10 protein-coding genes are annotated in these 14352 nt (G+C 47.6%); 9 read left to right on the top strand and 1 reads right to left on the bottom strand.

All coding sequences use genetic code 11. The features are described from left to right. Positions 1-4: 4 nt before the first annotated feature. The 7 genes from ACO08K_RS31925 to ACO08K_RS31955 all read left to right on the top strand — a co-directional run bounded on the left by ACO08K_RS31925 (position 5) and on the right by ACO08K_RS31955 (position 9676). A complete protein-coding gene (locus ACO08K_RS31925) occupies positions 5-3778 on the top strand; it encodes a ThuA domain-containing protein (protein WP_421800563.1) in 3774 nt (1257 codons plus the stop codon). Between the two features lie 141 nt (positions 3779-3919). Then, positions 3920-4363 carry a MarR family winged helix-turn-helix transcriptional regulator gene (locus tag ACO08K_RS31930; RefSeq protein ID WP_421800564.1) on the top strand — a complete coding sequence of 148 codons (444 nt, stop codon included), beginning with the start codon at positions 3920-3922 and terminating at the stop codon, positions 4361-4363. Between the two features lie 52 nt (positions 4364-4415). Further along, positions 4416-4898: a nuclear transport factor 2 family protein gene (locus ACO08K_RS31935; protein WP_421800565.1), complete on the top strand. Its 483-nt coding sequence runs from the start codon at positions 4416-4418 to the stop codon at positions 4896-4898. A gap of 150 nt (positions 4899-5048) precedes the next feature. Beyond that, on the top strand, positions 5049-6119 hold the full coding sequence (locus ACO08K_RS31940) for an alkene reductase (RefSeq protein ID WP_421800566.1): 1071 nt from the start codon (positions 5049-5051) through the stop codon (positions 6117-6119). 292 nt (positions 6120-6411) lie between these two features. After that, on the top strand, positions 6412-8214 hold the full coding sequence (locus tag ACO08K_RS31945) for a hypothetical protein (RefSeq protein ID WP_421800567.1): 1803 nt from the start codon (positions 6412-6414) through the stop codon (positions 8212-8214). Positions 8215-8341: 127 nt separating this feature from the next. After that, positions 8342-8965, top strand: a complete 624-nt coding sequence (locus ACO08K_RS31950; protein ID WP_421800568.1) for a hypothetical protein — start codon at positions 8342-8344, stop codon at positions 8963-8965. Positions 8966-8989: 24 nt separating this feature from the next. After that, positions 8990-9676, top strand: coding sequence for a hypothetical protein (locus ACO08K_RS31955; protein ID WP_421800569.1), 687 nt, complete (start codon positions 8990-8992; stop codon positions 9674-9676). Positions 9677-9749: 73 nt separating this feature from the next. On the opposite strand, the gene ACO08K_RS31960 is transcribed toward ACO08K_RS31955, so the two are convergent. After that, on the bottom strand, positions 9750-12425 hold the full coding sequence (locus tag ACO08K_RS31960) for an outer membrane beta-barrel protein (protein ID WP_421800570.1): 2676 nt from the start codon (positions 12423-12425) through the stop codon (positions 9750-9752). Positions 12426-12600: 175 nt separating this feature from the next. Between ACO08K_RS31960 and ACO08K_RS31965 the strand changes: the two genes are divergently transcribed. Continuing rightward, positions 12601-13638: a sensor histidine kinase gene (locus ACO08K_RS31965; RefSeq protein WP_421800571.1), complete on the top strand. Its 1038-nt coding sequence runs from the start codon at positions 12601-12603 to the stop codon at positions 13636-13638. Then, positions 13635-14339, top strand: coding sequence for a LytR/AlgR family response regulator transcription factor (locus tag ACO08K_RS31970; RefSeq protein ID WP_421800572.1), 705 nt, complete (start codon positions 13635-13637; stop codon positions 14337-14339). Before ACO08K_RS31965 ends, ACO08K_RS31970 begins: the two co-directional genes overlap by 4 nt. Positions 14340-14352: the final 13 nt, after the last annotated feature.

Below are 14352 nucleotides of genomic sequence, written 5' to 3' on the forward strand. Positions count from 1 at the left end.
CATCATGCACCCAATTTTTCAGTCCCTCCTGCAACGGACTACTGTACTGCTTGCTTTTTTGTTGTTTGGAGGATTAATTCATGCACAAACACCACGCATTCTGGTGTTTAGCAAAACAACGGTTTTCCGTCACACTTCCATCGATCCTGGCAAAATTGCCCTGCTCAAGATGGGGCAGGCTCAAGGCTTTGCGGTGGATACGACCGAAGACGCCAGCAAATTCAACGAAACCAACCTGAAGCGCTACGCTGCCGTAGTTTTCCTTTGTACAACTGGTGACGTACTCACCCCCCTGCAACAAAACGCATTTGAACGTTTTATCCAGGCAGGTGGTGGCTACGTGGGTATCCACTCTGCCACCGATACCGAATACGACTGGCCTTGGTACGGCAAACTGGCCGGAGGGTACTTTACCAGTCACCCCAGCACGCCGAGCAACGTGCAAAAGGGGATTTTCCATGTTGAGGACAAAACCCATCCAAGTACCAACTTTCTCCCCGATCCATGGGAACGCACCGATGAATTTTACGATTTCCGCGACATCAACCCGAATGTAAAAGTACTGGTAAGTATCGATGAAAAATCGTACTTCGGGGCCAAAATGGGCGTACCCAAACACCCGATGAGCTGGTACCACGATTACGACGGTGGACGTGCTTTTTACACCGCAATGGGCCATACCAATGAGAGTTTTTCCGAAGACCTTTTCCTGCGCCACCTGGCTGCTGGTTTGAAGTACGCCATTGGCACTAAGCCGTTGGATTATTCCAAAGCACGCAGCAAAGTGATGCCCGAAGAAAACCGCTTCACCAAGGTGGTTTTGGAAGAAAAACTGGAAGAGCCCGTTGAATTGACCATGCTCGACAACAACCGCGTTTTGTACATCCAACGTCGCGGTGCCGTAAAAATCTTCGACCCAAAAGTGGGCAAATCCAAAACCATTGCTACCATCCCCGTAAGCACCAAGTACCTACCCGATGCCAAAGGCAATCAGGCGGAAGCGGAAGATGGTTTGTTGGGCATGGCCAAAGACCCCAATTTTGCCCAAAACAACTGGATTTACCTGTACTATTCTCCAGCCGGGGATGAGCCCAAAAACATCCTGACTCGCTACGAATTACGCGGAGAAGAACTGGTTTTGGATTCCAAAAAAGTACTGCTCGAAATCCCCGTGCAACGTGAACAATGCTGCCATACCGGTGGCTCGATTGCCTTTGACGCCAAGGGTAACTTGTTCTTGTCCACAGGAGACAATACCAACCCACACGGTTCTGATGGGATGAACCCGATCGATGAGCGTCCCGGACGTGCACCTTGGGATGCGCAGAAATCTTCTGGCAATACCAATGACTTGCGGGGTAAAATCATTCGAATCAAGCCACAACCCGACGGTACTTACACCATTCCCGAGGGCAACTTGTTCCCTCCTGGAACCGCTAAAACCCGCCCGGAAATTTATACCATGGGCCACCGCAACCCTTACCGCATCTCGATTGACCAAAAAACAGGTTACCTGTATTGGGGTGATGTGGGCCCCGATGGTAATGCTCCCATGCCCAACCGTGGCCCTCAAGGTTTTGACGAAGTGGGCCAGGCGCGCAAAGCAGGCAACTTCGGTTGGCCTTATTTCATTGGCGACAACAAGCCTTATTACTATTACGACTTTGAGAAAAAACAGTCCGGGCCGATGTACGATGTGAACGCCCCCATCAATAAATCGCCGAACAATACGGGTTTAACGACCTTACCTCCTGCCCAAAAAGCATTTGTGTGGTATCCATACGCCGAGTCCAAGGACTTCCCGCTGGTGGGTACAGGTGGCCGCAACGCCATGGCTGGTCCGGTTTATTATGCCAGCGATTTCAAAAATGCCAAGCGGGCTTTCCCGGACTATTACGATGGCAAATTCTTCGAATACGAGTGGATGCGCGGCTGGATCATGGCCGTGACCATGGATGCTGAAGGTAATTTCGTGTCAATGGAACGCTTTATGCCCAGCCACAAATTCAGCAACCCGATCGACATGGAGTTCAACGCTGACGGCGACCTTTACATGCTGGAGTATGGCACGGGCTGGTTCCAGGGCAACGACGACGCCCGCCTGATCCGCATCGAATACAATGGTGGCAACCGCAAACCCGTGATCGAAGTAGCTGCAGACAAACCTGCCGGAGCAAAGCCACTTACCGTGCAATTGTCTTCCGCTGGTACCAAGGATTACGACAGCGACCCACTCACCTACCAGTGGGTGATCGCACCCAAAACCGGGTCAGCCAAACCTTTGACCTTTACTACCCCCAATCCTAAACTCACCTTGAGCACAGCTGGGGTATACAACGCGACATTGACCGTAAAAGATGGAAAAGGTGAAAGTGCCACCCGCTCACTGGAGCTGATCGTGGGCAACGAACCACCCAAACTCGATTTCACTTTGACCAAAGGGAACAAGACCTTCTTTTTCCCCAATAAAGACATTGCCTACAAAGTATCCGTAACCGACAAAGAAGATGGCACCACCGCCAATGGAAAAATTGATCCGAGCGAGGTAGCTGTCAACATCGATTACCTGCCCGAAGGCTACGACAAGATCGCTATTGCCCAGGGGCACCGCAGCGCAGATCAATCCACGCGTTTTGCCCGAGCGACCAAACTGATCGACGGGACCGACTGTAAGGCTTGCCACAAATCGGCTGACAAGTCAATCGGGCCAAGCTTCCGCGATATTGCCTTGCGTTACCGAGGTCAGGCTGATGCAGTTGCTACGCTGGCAGGCCGGGTCATCAACGGCAGCAGCGGAGTATGGGGACAAACAGCAATGGCGGCTCACCCTGCGCTGAGCAAAGACGATGCTGAGACCATCGTACGCTACATCATGCGCCACGAAGACGCTTCTGCCGTAGAGCTGACTCTACCTGCTGAAGGCACTTTTAATACCACAGTTCCTTCCCGTGGTGACAAAGGCATTGGTGTTTACCTGTTGCGTGCTGCTTACAAAGACCGTGGAGTAAAAGGTATCCCATCGCTGAGTTCGGAGCAAACTTATGTGCTCCGCAACTCCAATGTGGACATGTCCGAGATTGACTATGTCAAGGATTTCAACCGGATGAAATTCGGTGGCAATCATTTAGCCATTGCAAGTGGAAATGGAAGCCACATCGGGTACAAACAAATTGACTTGACCGGGGTAGCAGAAATTGGGTTCCGCATTTCGGCACCAGCCCAACTGAACGCTGCGGGAGGTATCGTGGAAATTCACCTGGATAGCCCTACTGGACCCATAATTGGTAGTTCAAACAAGGTTGAACCCAGTGCTCCAAGTGCTGGTTTCGCTCCGCCACCACCTACATTGGTCGTAATCAAGCCAACTACAGGGGTACATGACATCTATTACGTGACCAAAAACGATAAAGCGGCAGCAGGTCAATCCTTATTTGTCATTTCAGGCATCATGTACAATGCCGATGTAACACCAAGTACCGGAGCCAGTAGTGGTGCAGCCCCCGCCGCACCAGCAGCTAATAAACTTGATCAATACGCCGGGAAATACAAAATGACGGGTTTACCTTTTGAAAGCATCGAAATCAGTGTCAAAGAAGGTAAACTGATGGTCATGGCCGGTACGCAAGGTGGAGAACTGACCCCACTGGCCCAGCCCGATAAGTTTGACGCTGGTGGTCAGGCTACTTTTGAATTTGTACGCGATGGCCAAGGGAAAGTGGTTTCCATCAAATTGGGTGCCATGGGTTCAAGTTTTGAAGGGCAGAAGATTGTGCCGTAAAGCGACTAAAACCTGATTAAATAAAATAAAGGCAAAGGGGGTAATTCTCCTTTGCCTTTATTTTTTTGTTTCGGCTTTAAAAAAAACTTGACATATCAATCTTTTCATCCTACCTTTGCTGCACAATTAAAGTTTGAATGGATGGCTAAAGCAGATCTGGAACTCAAGGATGTTATTTTTTTTTCCATCGATCAATGCCTAAAGCGGCTGCGCAGTTATTCTACCCGGACATTTGCAAATGCGGGATATGATTTGACTGTTGATCAGTGGTTGGTGTTGAAACGGGTGTTTGATAGCAATGAAGAGGTGAATCAGACCGATATCGCCGAAATGCTTGGTAAAGACGGAGCTTCAGTGACTAGGATTCTGGATCTTTTGGTCAAAAAAGACCTGCTTTACCGCCAAATGAATGAAGTTGATCGCCGGAAATTTGACCTCGTGATGACCCCCAAAGGGAACACCTACGTTCAGGAATTGACACCTCTGGTACAGGACATCCGCGCCACCGCATTGCAGAATGTATCCGAAGCAGAAGTACTGGTTTTGCGCAGTGTGCTCGAAAAAATTGCTACCAATATGCAGTAGTTTTTTTGCAAAAATACTTGATATAACAATTATTGATAAACAACTTAAAATAATGAAACACTCGACTTTTATCACCCTGCTTTTTTGCACAGGCAGCATTGTTTGTTCTGCGCAAGAATTGCAACCAAAACCCAATTCAACGACTATGACCGTTGCACTCAATTCAAAAATGGATCCAGGCATTGAAATTGCGCTGGACGCTTTCATCAAAGGTGGCGATGAAGTAGACATCGCAAAACTGGAATCAGTGTTACATGCTGATTACCGGAGTACAATCAACCAATTTATGGGGCAAGAAGGGGTAACGATCCTCAATCGAGGAACTTATCTCAAGATGACTCATGACGGAAAAATCGGGGGGTCGCCCCGAACTTACCAGGTTGTTCAGTATCAATCGCTTGGCCACACCGCACATATTCAGGTGCACATGGAAAGTGCCAAGTTGATTTTTGACAACTTTTTATCTTTTGTTCAGGACAAAACTGGTAAATGGTGGTTGATCAACGACGCGGCAACTGCCAAACCCAAGTCGTGAACAACAACACTTAAAACCCTATGAATTGCAGCCTGCCTGTTATTGGCAGGCTGTACATTGATTCTAAGTTTAAGGTGATTAATTTTGATCTTTTTTATACTTTGTTTGTTCTCAGTGCAAAGAAGCCTTTATTTAAGCACTTTTTCTGCTATGCAACCTCTACTGACACCCTACACTCTAGGGAACCTGGAATTGAAAAACCGCGTAGTGATGGCGCCGATGACGCGCAGTCGCACACCCGATACAGTACCCAATGCACTGAATGTATTGTATTACAGCCAAAGAGCCAGTGCCGGGTTGATTGTAGCTGAATCCACCAACATCAACAGCTACGGCATGGGCGGCCCCTTTACGCCTGGCATTTTTTCCCCAGCACAAGCCGAAGGCTGGAAGCAAGTCACCGCAGCCGTACACGAGCGAGGTGGCAAAATTTTTCTGCAACTCTGGCACGCCGGTCGAGTAGCTCACCCCGACAACATTGGCGGCGAACAACCCGTAGCCCCCTCCCCCATCAAAGCAGAAGGTAAGGCTTTTACTGCTGATGGATTTAAGGAATATGTGACTCCCAGGGAATTGAGCATTGCCGAAATTCAGACCATCATCGAAGAGTACCGTCAAGCTGCGGTACAGGCCAAAATAGCGGGTTTTGATGGAGTTGAACTCCACTCCGCCTTTGGTTACCTGCCCAATCAATTCCTGAGTGATGCAGCCAACCAACGCCGGGATGAATACGGCGGCAGCATCGAAAACCGCACACGTTTTGTATTGGAAGTACTGGATGCCCTGTGCAGCGTATGGGACTCCCAACGCGTAGGCATTCGGATTGCGCCCAGCAATGTGTACAATAGTGTTTTAGATTCCAACCCACCCGCACTATATGGTTATCTGGTCGAAAAACTCAATGGCCTCAATCTGGCCTATTTGTCGGTGATGGAAGCTTTTGTCAAGGAGCATCCCAATCCTAGTTTTATCTACGATGTGTCCGGGCATTTTCGGCCTTTGTATCAGGGGACTTTGATCACCAATGGTGGCATCAATCAGGCCAGGGGGAATTTCCTGATCGAATCGGGGCAGGCGGATTTGATTGCTTTTGGGCAGTTGTTCATTGCCAATCCGGATTTGGTAGAGCGTTTTGCGCGCGAGGCGGAATTGGCCGTGCCGGATCGGAGTAGTTTTTATGGAGGGGATGAGCGGGGGTATACGGACTATAATTTTTTATAATACATCAATCCCTACTTTAGGATGACGCAAAAAATTACTTCCCGATTTTTTTGGGGTTTTTGAATAGGAAGCTCACTTGAAATGAACCGTTCGACTTCCTATTCAAAACCCAAAATCGGGAAGTTAATTTTTCTGCGTTACTTACCAGCTGCAAAAAGTCATTTCCAAACATCAGTTAAAAGCTTACCTTTGACAATTACCCTTTTTTAAATGTATCGCTGCCCTTTTCCTTTCCTCTTCCTAATTAGCCCCTACATCCTTGAATAGCCTGATTGCAGCTAAAAAACGCACAATGAATCAACGCACCGCGCATACTTTCCATATCCCGGTAATGGGACTTTCTTATACGATTGACTCCCCGATCAAGGTAGCTCGATTTGGCATTTCATCGGTTGTTTCCATCATGGAGGACCACCTGACTGAAACGATGCGCGAGTATTATTGTCGCAATACAGGTAGGCATTATGAGCACATTACCGCCAAAGAACCAGACTACCGTGCCAAAAGAATTACGGCGTATTTGAACCTGATGAATGCCATTGTGGAGGAACAGATGCAGAAAATGCGGGCCGAAGCATTTGTGGAAGGCAATGAAATTGTGCAGTACTTTGAAATGCTTCCTGAAGATAGCCCCTTAAAAAAAAGCTATCAGAACATGGTAAGCTGTACTGATGAGGAAGAGCGTTTGGCGATCCAGAACCATCTTAGGACACAACTGGTAGCAGGGAGTATTCTGGTCAATATCATGACCAAGGTGGATGGCGACAAGTGGGACAAAAATGGAGACATCATCCCCAATGGATCGGATGCAGTAACTGCCTTGCGTGGCTACATCAATAGCGACCTCGCTGATTCTGCGATCGTTTTTTCGGCAGGGATGAACCCCCGGCTATACACCTACCTGGAACAGGTTGATGCTTTTGATCCGGATGAAAACCTGCAGTTCCGCAAAAAAATAGTGATCAAAGTAAGTGATTACCGCTCCGCCTTGATCCAAGGCAAATTTTTGGCCAAAAAAGGAATTTGGGTGAGTGAATTTAGAATTGAATCGGGGCTGAACTGTGGGGGCCACGCTTTTGCCAGTGATGGTTTTTTACTGGGGCCAATCCTGGAAGAATTCAAATCAAAACGCCAGGAACTGACCGATGGCATTTTTGAACTCTACAAAACCGCCATCAATCAAAAGCTCGGTAGGGAACTCAGCCAAAGTCCAGCTGTAGACATTACGGTTCAGGGCGGTATCGGCACTTTTGAAGAAGATGCTTTTTTACGCGCCCATTATGAGGTGGCCAGCACGGGCTGGGGAACTCCATTTTTATTGGTTCCTGAAGCAACGACAGTGGACGAACATACACTCAACTTACTGAGTCAGGCCAAAGAGCAGGATCTGGTTTTGAGCAATAGTTCCCCCTTGGGTGTGCGGTTTCATTATTTGCGGGGGACCACTGCAGACATCGAGAAACAAACCCGGATTGTCAAAGGCAAACCAGGAAGCCCTTGTCCCGAAAAATTGTTGAGTTTTAATACCGAATTCACCAAAGAGCCCATTTGTACGGCATCACATAAATACCAGAATTTAAAACTGAAGCAGTTAAAAACCATGGATTTGCCCGAAGCTGAATTTGAGAAGCAACAAACGGTAGTCCTGGAAAAAGAATGTTTGTGCATCGGATTGAGCAACTCGGCTGCACTAGCGCACGGGGTTACGTTTCTGGAAAAATACAAGGCGGTGAACATTTGCCCCGGACCCAATATTGTGAATTTTTCGAAGATTGTCTCCTTAAAAACCATGATAGACCACATTTATGGTCGAACCAATCTGGTGAACAATCCAAGCCGCCCCCATATGTTTATGGCAGAAATGAAATTGTACATCCAATATTTAAAGGAACAATTGATCAGTAAATTCACTGAACTGGAGGATAGAAAAACTAGAAACTACTTCCGGTCCTTTATTGGCAATTTAGCGGATGCGATCGTTTATTATCAAAATTTGCCTGAGGGTGCAATAGTGAATCGGCAGTGTTTTAATGTAGAATTGGCAAAGGCGGAAGTTGCCTTGGCGGGCATTAAGGAAACTTATTCATTTGAGTGAGTTATAACCGGAAGGATGGCGCGTCATGGTTTTTAACAAAATATTAGCATTTCGGAAAGCCGCAATTGTATTGCTACCCGCGTCTTGAAAGAAAGTAATTTTGCTTTATACCTTTCAAGCTCAAATCATGATTCCCATTTCAACACTGTATTGGAGGGCTGGATACAAAGCTCCTCCTTGGCACATTGCCACACTTCTGCTGATTTATTTTTGCTTATCCAATCAATTGCTTGCACAAGTTCAGGGCGGTCAGTTCCATCTGGGCGGGCAGTTTTCCTTCGAAACTCAGCAACAACAAAGACAGAGCTATTTCTCTACAACACTTCAACCCGAATTAGGGATAATGCTTTCCTCTCGATGGAGTCTGGGGCTAAGTTTGCCTTTCCAATACAGAAGTTTCACAATTAGCGAACACTTTTATCAGCTCGGAATTGGTCCATTTATCCGCCATTATATTGATTTAAAGGCTGGCTTTTATGGGATTGTGCACGCTCAAGTGACTAGCCGATTCAATCTTGGTGAAAACATTGAAAGCAATCCTTCCCTCCAGGTTCAACTCAGCCCTGTAATCAGTTATTTCTTTAGTCCACGCTTTGCATTTGAGGCTGGATTGGGAGAATTCTCCTATTCGTCTACCCGATTCAACTTTGGCAATCAAGACTTTACACTCCAAGCCAGTAAGCTGGAATTTCGTGCCATTCCGATATTTAGCCTACGGTATTATCTGCCACATCCAGCAGCATCCAAATAATCATCCACCCAAAATTATTCGACAATGAAAAACAGCATACTTATCCTCTGTTTGATTGGTTCAAGCAGTTTTTTGCAGCCGCTCTTTGGACAATTAAGCAAAGGCCAGGGCTTTCTGAATGGTAGCCTTTCCTTTTACAATGCAAATGATCGGAACATCACAGGTACAAAAACCAGTTCCAACAATATGGGCATTAGCATTGGTGGAGGGCGCTTCTTTACCGACAAGATGGCTTATACCCTAGGGGCCAACCTTTACTCCTACAAAGATGTGGGCTTCAGTCTCATCTATACTGCCGTAGATTCCCGACCAAATGGTCAACCCTTGTTTATCAGTGAGCAAGCTGCAACAAAAAACGAGTACACCACTACTGATCTATCCATAGGGCTCAATCGGTACATCAGTTTAAAAGAAAGATTGGCCTTGGTATTGTCCGGGAATGTTGTTGCCACTTTTCAAAACAATGATTATACCGAACAAGTTACGGGGAAAGCAGCGCTAAACATTTCCACCAAAAGGCAGTATTATTCATTAAGGCTGAATCCAGGTTTGATCTATTTTTTGAGCCCACGTTTTGGTCTGGGAGGGTATTTCGGCGGGTTCAATTTGCAGGTAGAGCCCAAGTCGGGCAATAATTCAGCGTCTACTGTTTCCGGGAATTTTTCTACGAGTGGAGTGTTGGGGCTTGGGCTAACCTACTTTTTTAAATAAACAAAAAGCGGCGTGCCCGGATATCCAACTCCGGTACACGCCGCCTTAATCTGATGTAAATTATCAATCTATCTTAATTCTGCATCATATCCCCACCCTGCATGTTCGTCCGGTTGTTTTTCCGGTTGAAGAGGGACATGTCCATTTTCCCGAAGCGGTACGAGAAGTTCAGGCGAAGTAACTGTGGGTTCATGATCCGCGAAGTTTCCTGAGTAAAAAAGTCGGTTACAGTGTAGGAACCGAACTTGCGGGTTTTGAAAATGTCAGATGCACTAAGCGTCAAAGTACCCTGATTCTTCATGATGTCTTTGCGGATAGAAGCATCCAGGAACCAGTAACTTTTGGTGTAACCTTGGGCTGTGTTTTGGGCAGGAGGGCCTCCACCCATGAAGGGGTCGTTGTTGGTGGATGGTGTAAAGGAAGCCCGTGAGCGGTATTCGCCGTTGATCTGCAGAGCAAAACCTTTTGGCAATTTGATCTGTACAATCTCTTTAAAAAAGCCACTGGTACGGTTCACTTTCAGGCCACTTTCCACATTGCTGGCATCCACTGTAGCCATAAAAAGGTTCAGGTTGGACGTTAAATCCAGCCAGCCAAAGAAGCTGTTTTTCAAAGTGAATTCTGCTCCGGTAGCGGAAGCACTATTGCTATTGGAAAAACTGGTGATCACCACCTCTTTTTTCAACACATCATTGTATTCCGTAAACTGGTAGGATGCAATCAAGTTGCTCGCCTGCTTGTAATACACCGAGATGAGCAGGTTGTGATTTTTTGCAAAGATATTTTGGTACGACAATTCCAGCGAGTTGGTAAACTCAGGAAGCAAAGTAGGATTACCCCGGCGCAGGTTGAGCGAATCGGAGAAATCGGTAAATGGCATCGTCTGGAAAAAATTGGGACGATTGACCCTACGGGTATAGGCCAACTGGAGCTGATCCTGATCGTTCAATTTCCGGGTAATGAATGCACTGGGAAACAAGCTGATCGGATAGGAAATGGCGAACGAAGAATCGCGATCGGTCAAAGCGCCCCGGTAAAGGCTGCTCTCGGCACGCAAACCCACCTGGAAGCCCCAGTTTTTGCTTGTCTTGCTCAGTTGCAGGTATCCAGCGTACACATCGTCGTCGAACTTGAAGTGGTCGGACAATTGTGGAACGGCCCGCCAGGCGTTGAGATCGGCATCAAACACGGAGTTCATGTTGTCGTTACGGTTGTTGCGCATTACCGCTTTCAGTCCACCTTCGAGCTTGAAGTCTTTTTTGAGCGGGTTGATGAAGTCGGTTTGGATGGTCATGAAGCTACCTTGCCCCAGGCTTTCCTGCATTTCCCGGCTGCTGAGTCCAGAATCGTATTGGGTCAGGTAAGCACTCCCCCCTTCAAAACGCACTTGGTTGAAGTTGAAGTCCGCTGTCCATTCTGCTCCTTTTTTAGGGAAGAGGTGTTTGAACTGGGTGGTCACCCCAAAGTTGCGGAAGTTGCGGTCTTGCTCCGAGCTACGTACATATTCGCTGGTTACGGTATTGCCAGGATACAAAAAGTCGGTCGTATTGGTGATGGCGTCATTGGGGCTGAATTTTCCGCGAACGTAAGAGCCGCTAAAGGTCAGGGTATTGCGGTTGTCCAACAAGAAGTCTACCCCCGCCCGGCCATTGGCAAACATCCCTTTCATGTGGCCTTCGGAAGCTTGCGTCAGATTGGAAGCTGGTTCGCCGAAGAAGTTTTCACGCACAGTTTCCCCGATTATTTTGCCCCGGTTCCGCATGGCCATCAGGGAGCCAAAAACGTTGACTTTGCTGCCCCGGGCGTTGATGTCTCCACCAAAATTCACGCCACCACGGGTGTCCGTTCCGGCGCGTACGCTACCATTGTAGCCTAGGCGTTTTTCTTTTTTCAAAACAATATTCACAATCCCGGCAGTACCACCACCTGCATCGAATTTTGAAGAAGGGTTGGTGATCACCTCGACACTTTCGATGGCGTCGGCAGAGATTTGGTTCAAGGCAAGGGTGGTGGGGCGGCCATCCACAAAAATTTGTGGGGAGCCATTGCGCAAACTCACGTTGCCATCCAAATCCACGGAAAGGGAAGGCACGTTTTTGAGGGCGTCCTGGGCAGTTCCACCCGCAGTGGTCAGGTCTTTATCGATGCGGTAGGCCTTGCGATCCAGCGCCAAGGTAGCCACCGAAGCCTTATCGGTAATGGTGACTTCGCTCAAGGTTTTGGCTTCGGTTTTAAGTTTGATGTTGCCCAGATCTTTTTCGCTAGCACCAGCAGCACCCATGCCCGGGAATCCACCTCCAGGAGCTCCCCCTGGAGGCATTCCGCCTGCGGGCATGCCACCAGGAGCACCAGCAGTAGGGGCCTTGGGAGCGGACATACCGAAGTTGAAACTTTGTTTGGTTTCGGCATAGCCTAAAAAGTTGATGACCAGCTCGAAGTCCCCCATCATGGGCAGTTTTTCGATGTTGAAATCGCCGTTTTCTTCGGTCAATTGGCCAGCCCACATGGTATCTTTGAGCGCACGGGTAGCCGGGTTAAATTTTTTACCCAATACTTGTACGGTAGCATAACCGACGCCTTTTCCGGCTTCGTCTACTACTTTACCGTACACACGGGCAATGTTCATTTTTGAAGGGTCGAAACCTGCACCAGGACGTGCACCCGCAGGAGGGCCACCTGCGGGCATTTGGGCACTGAGTCGGGTGATCAGTGCTAAAAAAAGAACAGTTAGGGTGATTGATTTTTGCATGATGCTGAAATTTTGCGTCGGCATTGGTTGTGTCGGTTGATTTTTAAATCCGCTGCAAAAATGCTACTTTAAAGGTTGCTAAACCGGAAGTCCCGATGAACAGGGGAAATGTCTCGGTGAATACCTTACCGGCCTATTTTTTTGCCTCAATTTTTTCTCGACCTTTGTCCCAGATATGAAAACTTACAATCGCATAATCATTCAAGCTGCCGTATGGCTCACGATTTGGGCAGTTTTTTCTTTTACTGGCAACAACGCAGATAAGTTGCCTGGCTTTTATTTGCTCAATACCTTATGGGTTTTGGGCTTTGTTATACTTTTCAATGTGTTTTATAGCCTCTTGTTGCCCATTTTTTTTGCAGGCAAAAAAGTTCTGTTCACTTTTATGGTTTTGCTTGCTCTAACAGGGTATGTAGGGTATTCGGTGGTGGTCGATCTCAATTTTCGCATTCCTGAAAAACTTTCTACAGCGACACCTAAAGAAGAGTACCGAGAAAGGCCACTCCGGTATTTGATCATCCCGAGTGTTTTCCTGGGGCTGATGCTTTTTGGTGCAGCAGCCTCGGTAGGCGGGCTTTCGGCATTTGAAAAGAAAAAGAAGTCGGAAGAGGAAGCGAACCGCCGCAGGCTAGAGGCTGAAATCGCCTTGCTAAAATCCCAGATCAATCCACATTTTTTGGTCAACACCCTCAACAACCTATATGTACTTTCCCTGACTGAACCAGAAAAAACGCCAGACGGCCTTTTGAAGCTTTCGGAAATGGTCAATTACATTTTGTACGAATGTGCCAAACCCAAAGTCCCCCTTGCCCTGGATATTGAATTCATCCAAAACTACATCGCCCTGCAACGGCTACGCTTGTCGCCTAACGTCCATTTGCAAGTGGACCTGCCCAGCGCAGTGCCGCCGGAAATCGAAATTGAGCCAATGATTTTAATTCCTTTTATTGAAAATGCGTTTAAACATGGCCTAACAACCAAGCAGGAATGCGACATTTTGATTGCCATCCAACTCAAGAGTAAGCAACTTATGCTCGAAGTAAAAAATCCCGTCCTGCCGCTCAAACCCGCCGAAAGTGGCAATCCTTCCGGCATCGGCCTGACCAATACCCAACAACGCCTGGAGCACTCCTATGCGGATAAACACAGCCTGAATCTGCAAAATGACGGGCAAACCCATGTGGTCAAGCTCCAAATCAACCTGGCGCCATGACCTTCATCGCCCTCGACGACGAACCCCTGGCGCTGGTGCTCATCGAAAAATACGCCCGGGATATACCAGAATGGACCTTACTCGCCACTTTTACCGACGCCTCCACAGCGGCCGAATATCTGCGAAATAATACGGTAGACCTACTTTTGAGTGACATCAACATGCCAGACATCAGCGGGCTACAATTTGTACAAGCCCTGCCGGATGAACGCCCCATGATCATTTTTGTGACGGCGTATAAGGAATTTGCCCACGAGGGTTTCAACCTGGATGTGGTGGATTATCTGGTCAAACCAGTCGCCCCGGAAAGATTCAAAAAGGCCCTACAAAAAGCGGCGGATTTATTGGAATTGCAACGGAAAGCGGATGCAGCAAGCGCCCCCTCTCCTACTCCTCTGGAGGATCATATTTTTGTTTTTTCAGAATACCAAAAGATCAAAATTTCACTCAAAGATGTATTGTACCTGGAGAGTATGGGGGATTATGTGAAAATTTTCCTGGAATCTCAGGCCAAACCTGTTTTGACTTTGGATCGTTTGAAAAACCTGGCAGAACGGTTGTATGCACAGGGTTTTCGAAGGATTCATCGCTCGGTGGTGGTGAATTTGGAGAAAGTAAAAGCTTTTCAAAAATCAAGGGTACAGGTGGGGAGTGAATGGTTGCCGGTTGGAGAAAAGTACTTGGGGGAGTTGGGGGAGTGAATGGTAGAATATT

It is taken from the genome of Haliscomenobacter sp. (assembly GCF_965225875.1).
GTDB lineage: Bacteria > Bacteroidota > Bacteroidia > Chitinophagales > Saprospiraceae > Haliscomenobacter.

Excerpts from the sequence above, each read along its gene's own strand:
- ACO08K_RS31955 (WP_421800569.1), top strand. The coding sequence starts at position 8,990 with ATGAAAAACAGCATACTTATCCTCTGTTTGATTGGTTCAAGCAGTTTT.
- ACO08K_RS31940 (WP_421800566.1), top strand. The coding sequence starts at position 5,049 with ATGCAACCTCTACTGACACCCTACACTCTAGGGAACCTGGAATTGAAA.
- ACO08K_RS31970 (WP_421800572.1), top strand. The coding sequence starts at position 13,635 with ATGACCTTCATCGCCCTCGACGACGAACCCCTGGCGCTGGTGCTCATC.
- ACO08K_RS31930 (WP_421800564.1), top strand. The coding sequence starts at position 3,920 with ATGGCTAAAGCAGATCTGGAACTCAAGGATGTTATTTTTTTTTCCATC.
- ACO08K_RS31960 (WP_421800570.1), bottom strand. The coding sequence starts at position 12,425 with ATGCAAAAATCAATCACCCTAACTGTTCTTTTTTTAGCACTGATCACC.
- ACO08K_RS31925 (WP_421800563.1), top strand. The coding sequence starts at position 5 with ATGCACCCAATTTTTCAGTCCCTCCTGCAACGGACTACTGTACTGCTT.
- ACO08K_RS31945 (WP_421800567.1), top strand. The coding sequence starts at position 6,412 with ATGAATCAACGCACCGCGCATACTTTCCATATCCCGGTAATGGGACTT.
- ACO08K_RS31950 (WP_421800568.1), top strand. The coding sequence starts at position 8,342 with ATGATTCCCATTTCAACACTGTATTGGAGGGCTGGATACAAAGCTCCT.
- ACO08K_RS31935 (WP_421800565.1), top strand. The coding sequence starts at position 4,416 with ATGAAACACTCGACTTTTATCACCCTGCTTTTTTGCACAGGCAGCATT.
- ACO08K_RS31965 (WP_421800571.1), top strand. The coding sequence starts at position 12,601 with ATGAAAACTTACAATCGCATAATCATTCAAGCTGCCGTATGGCTCACG.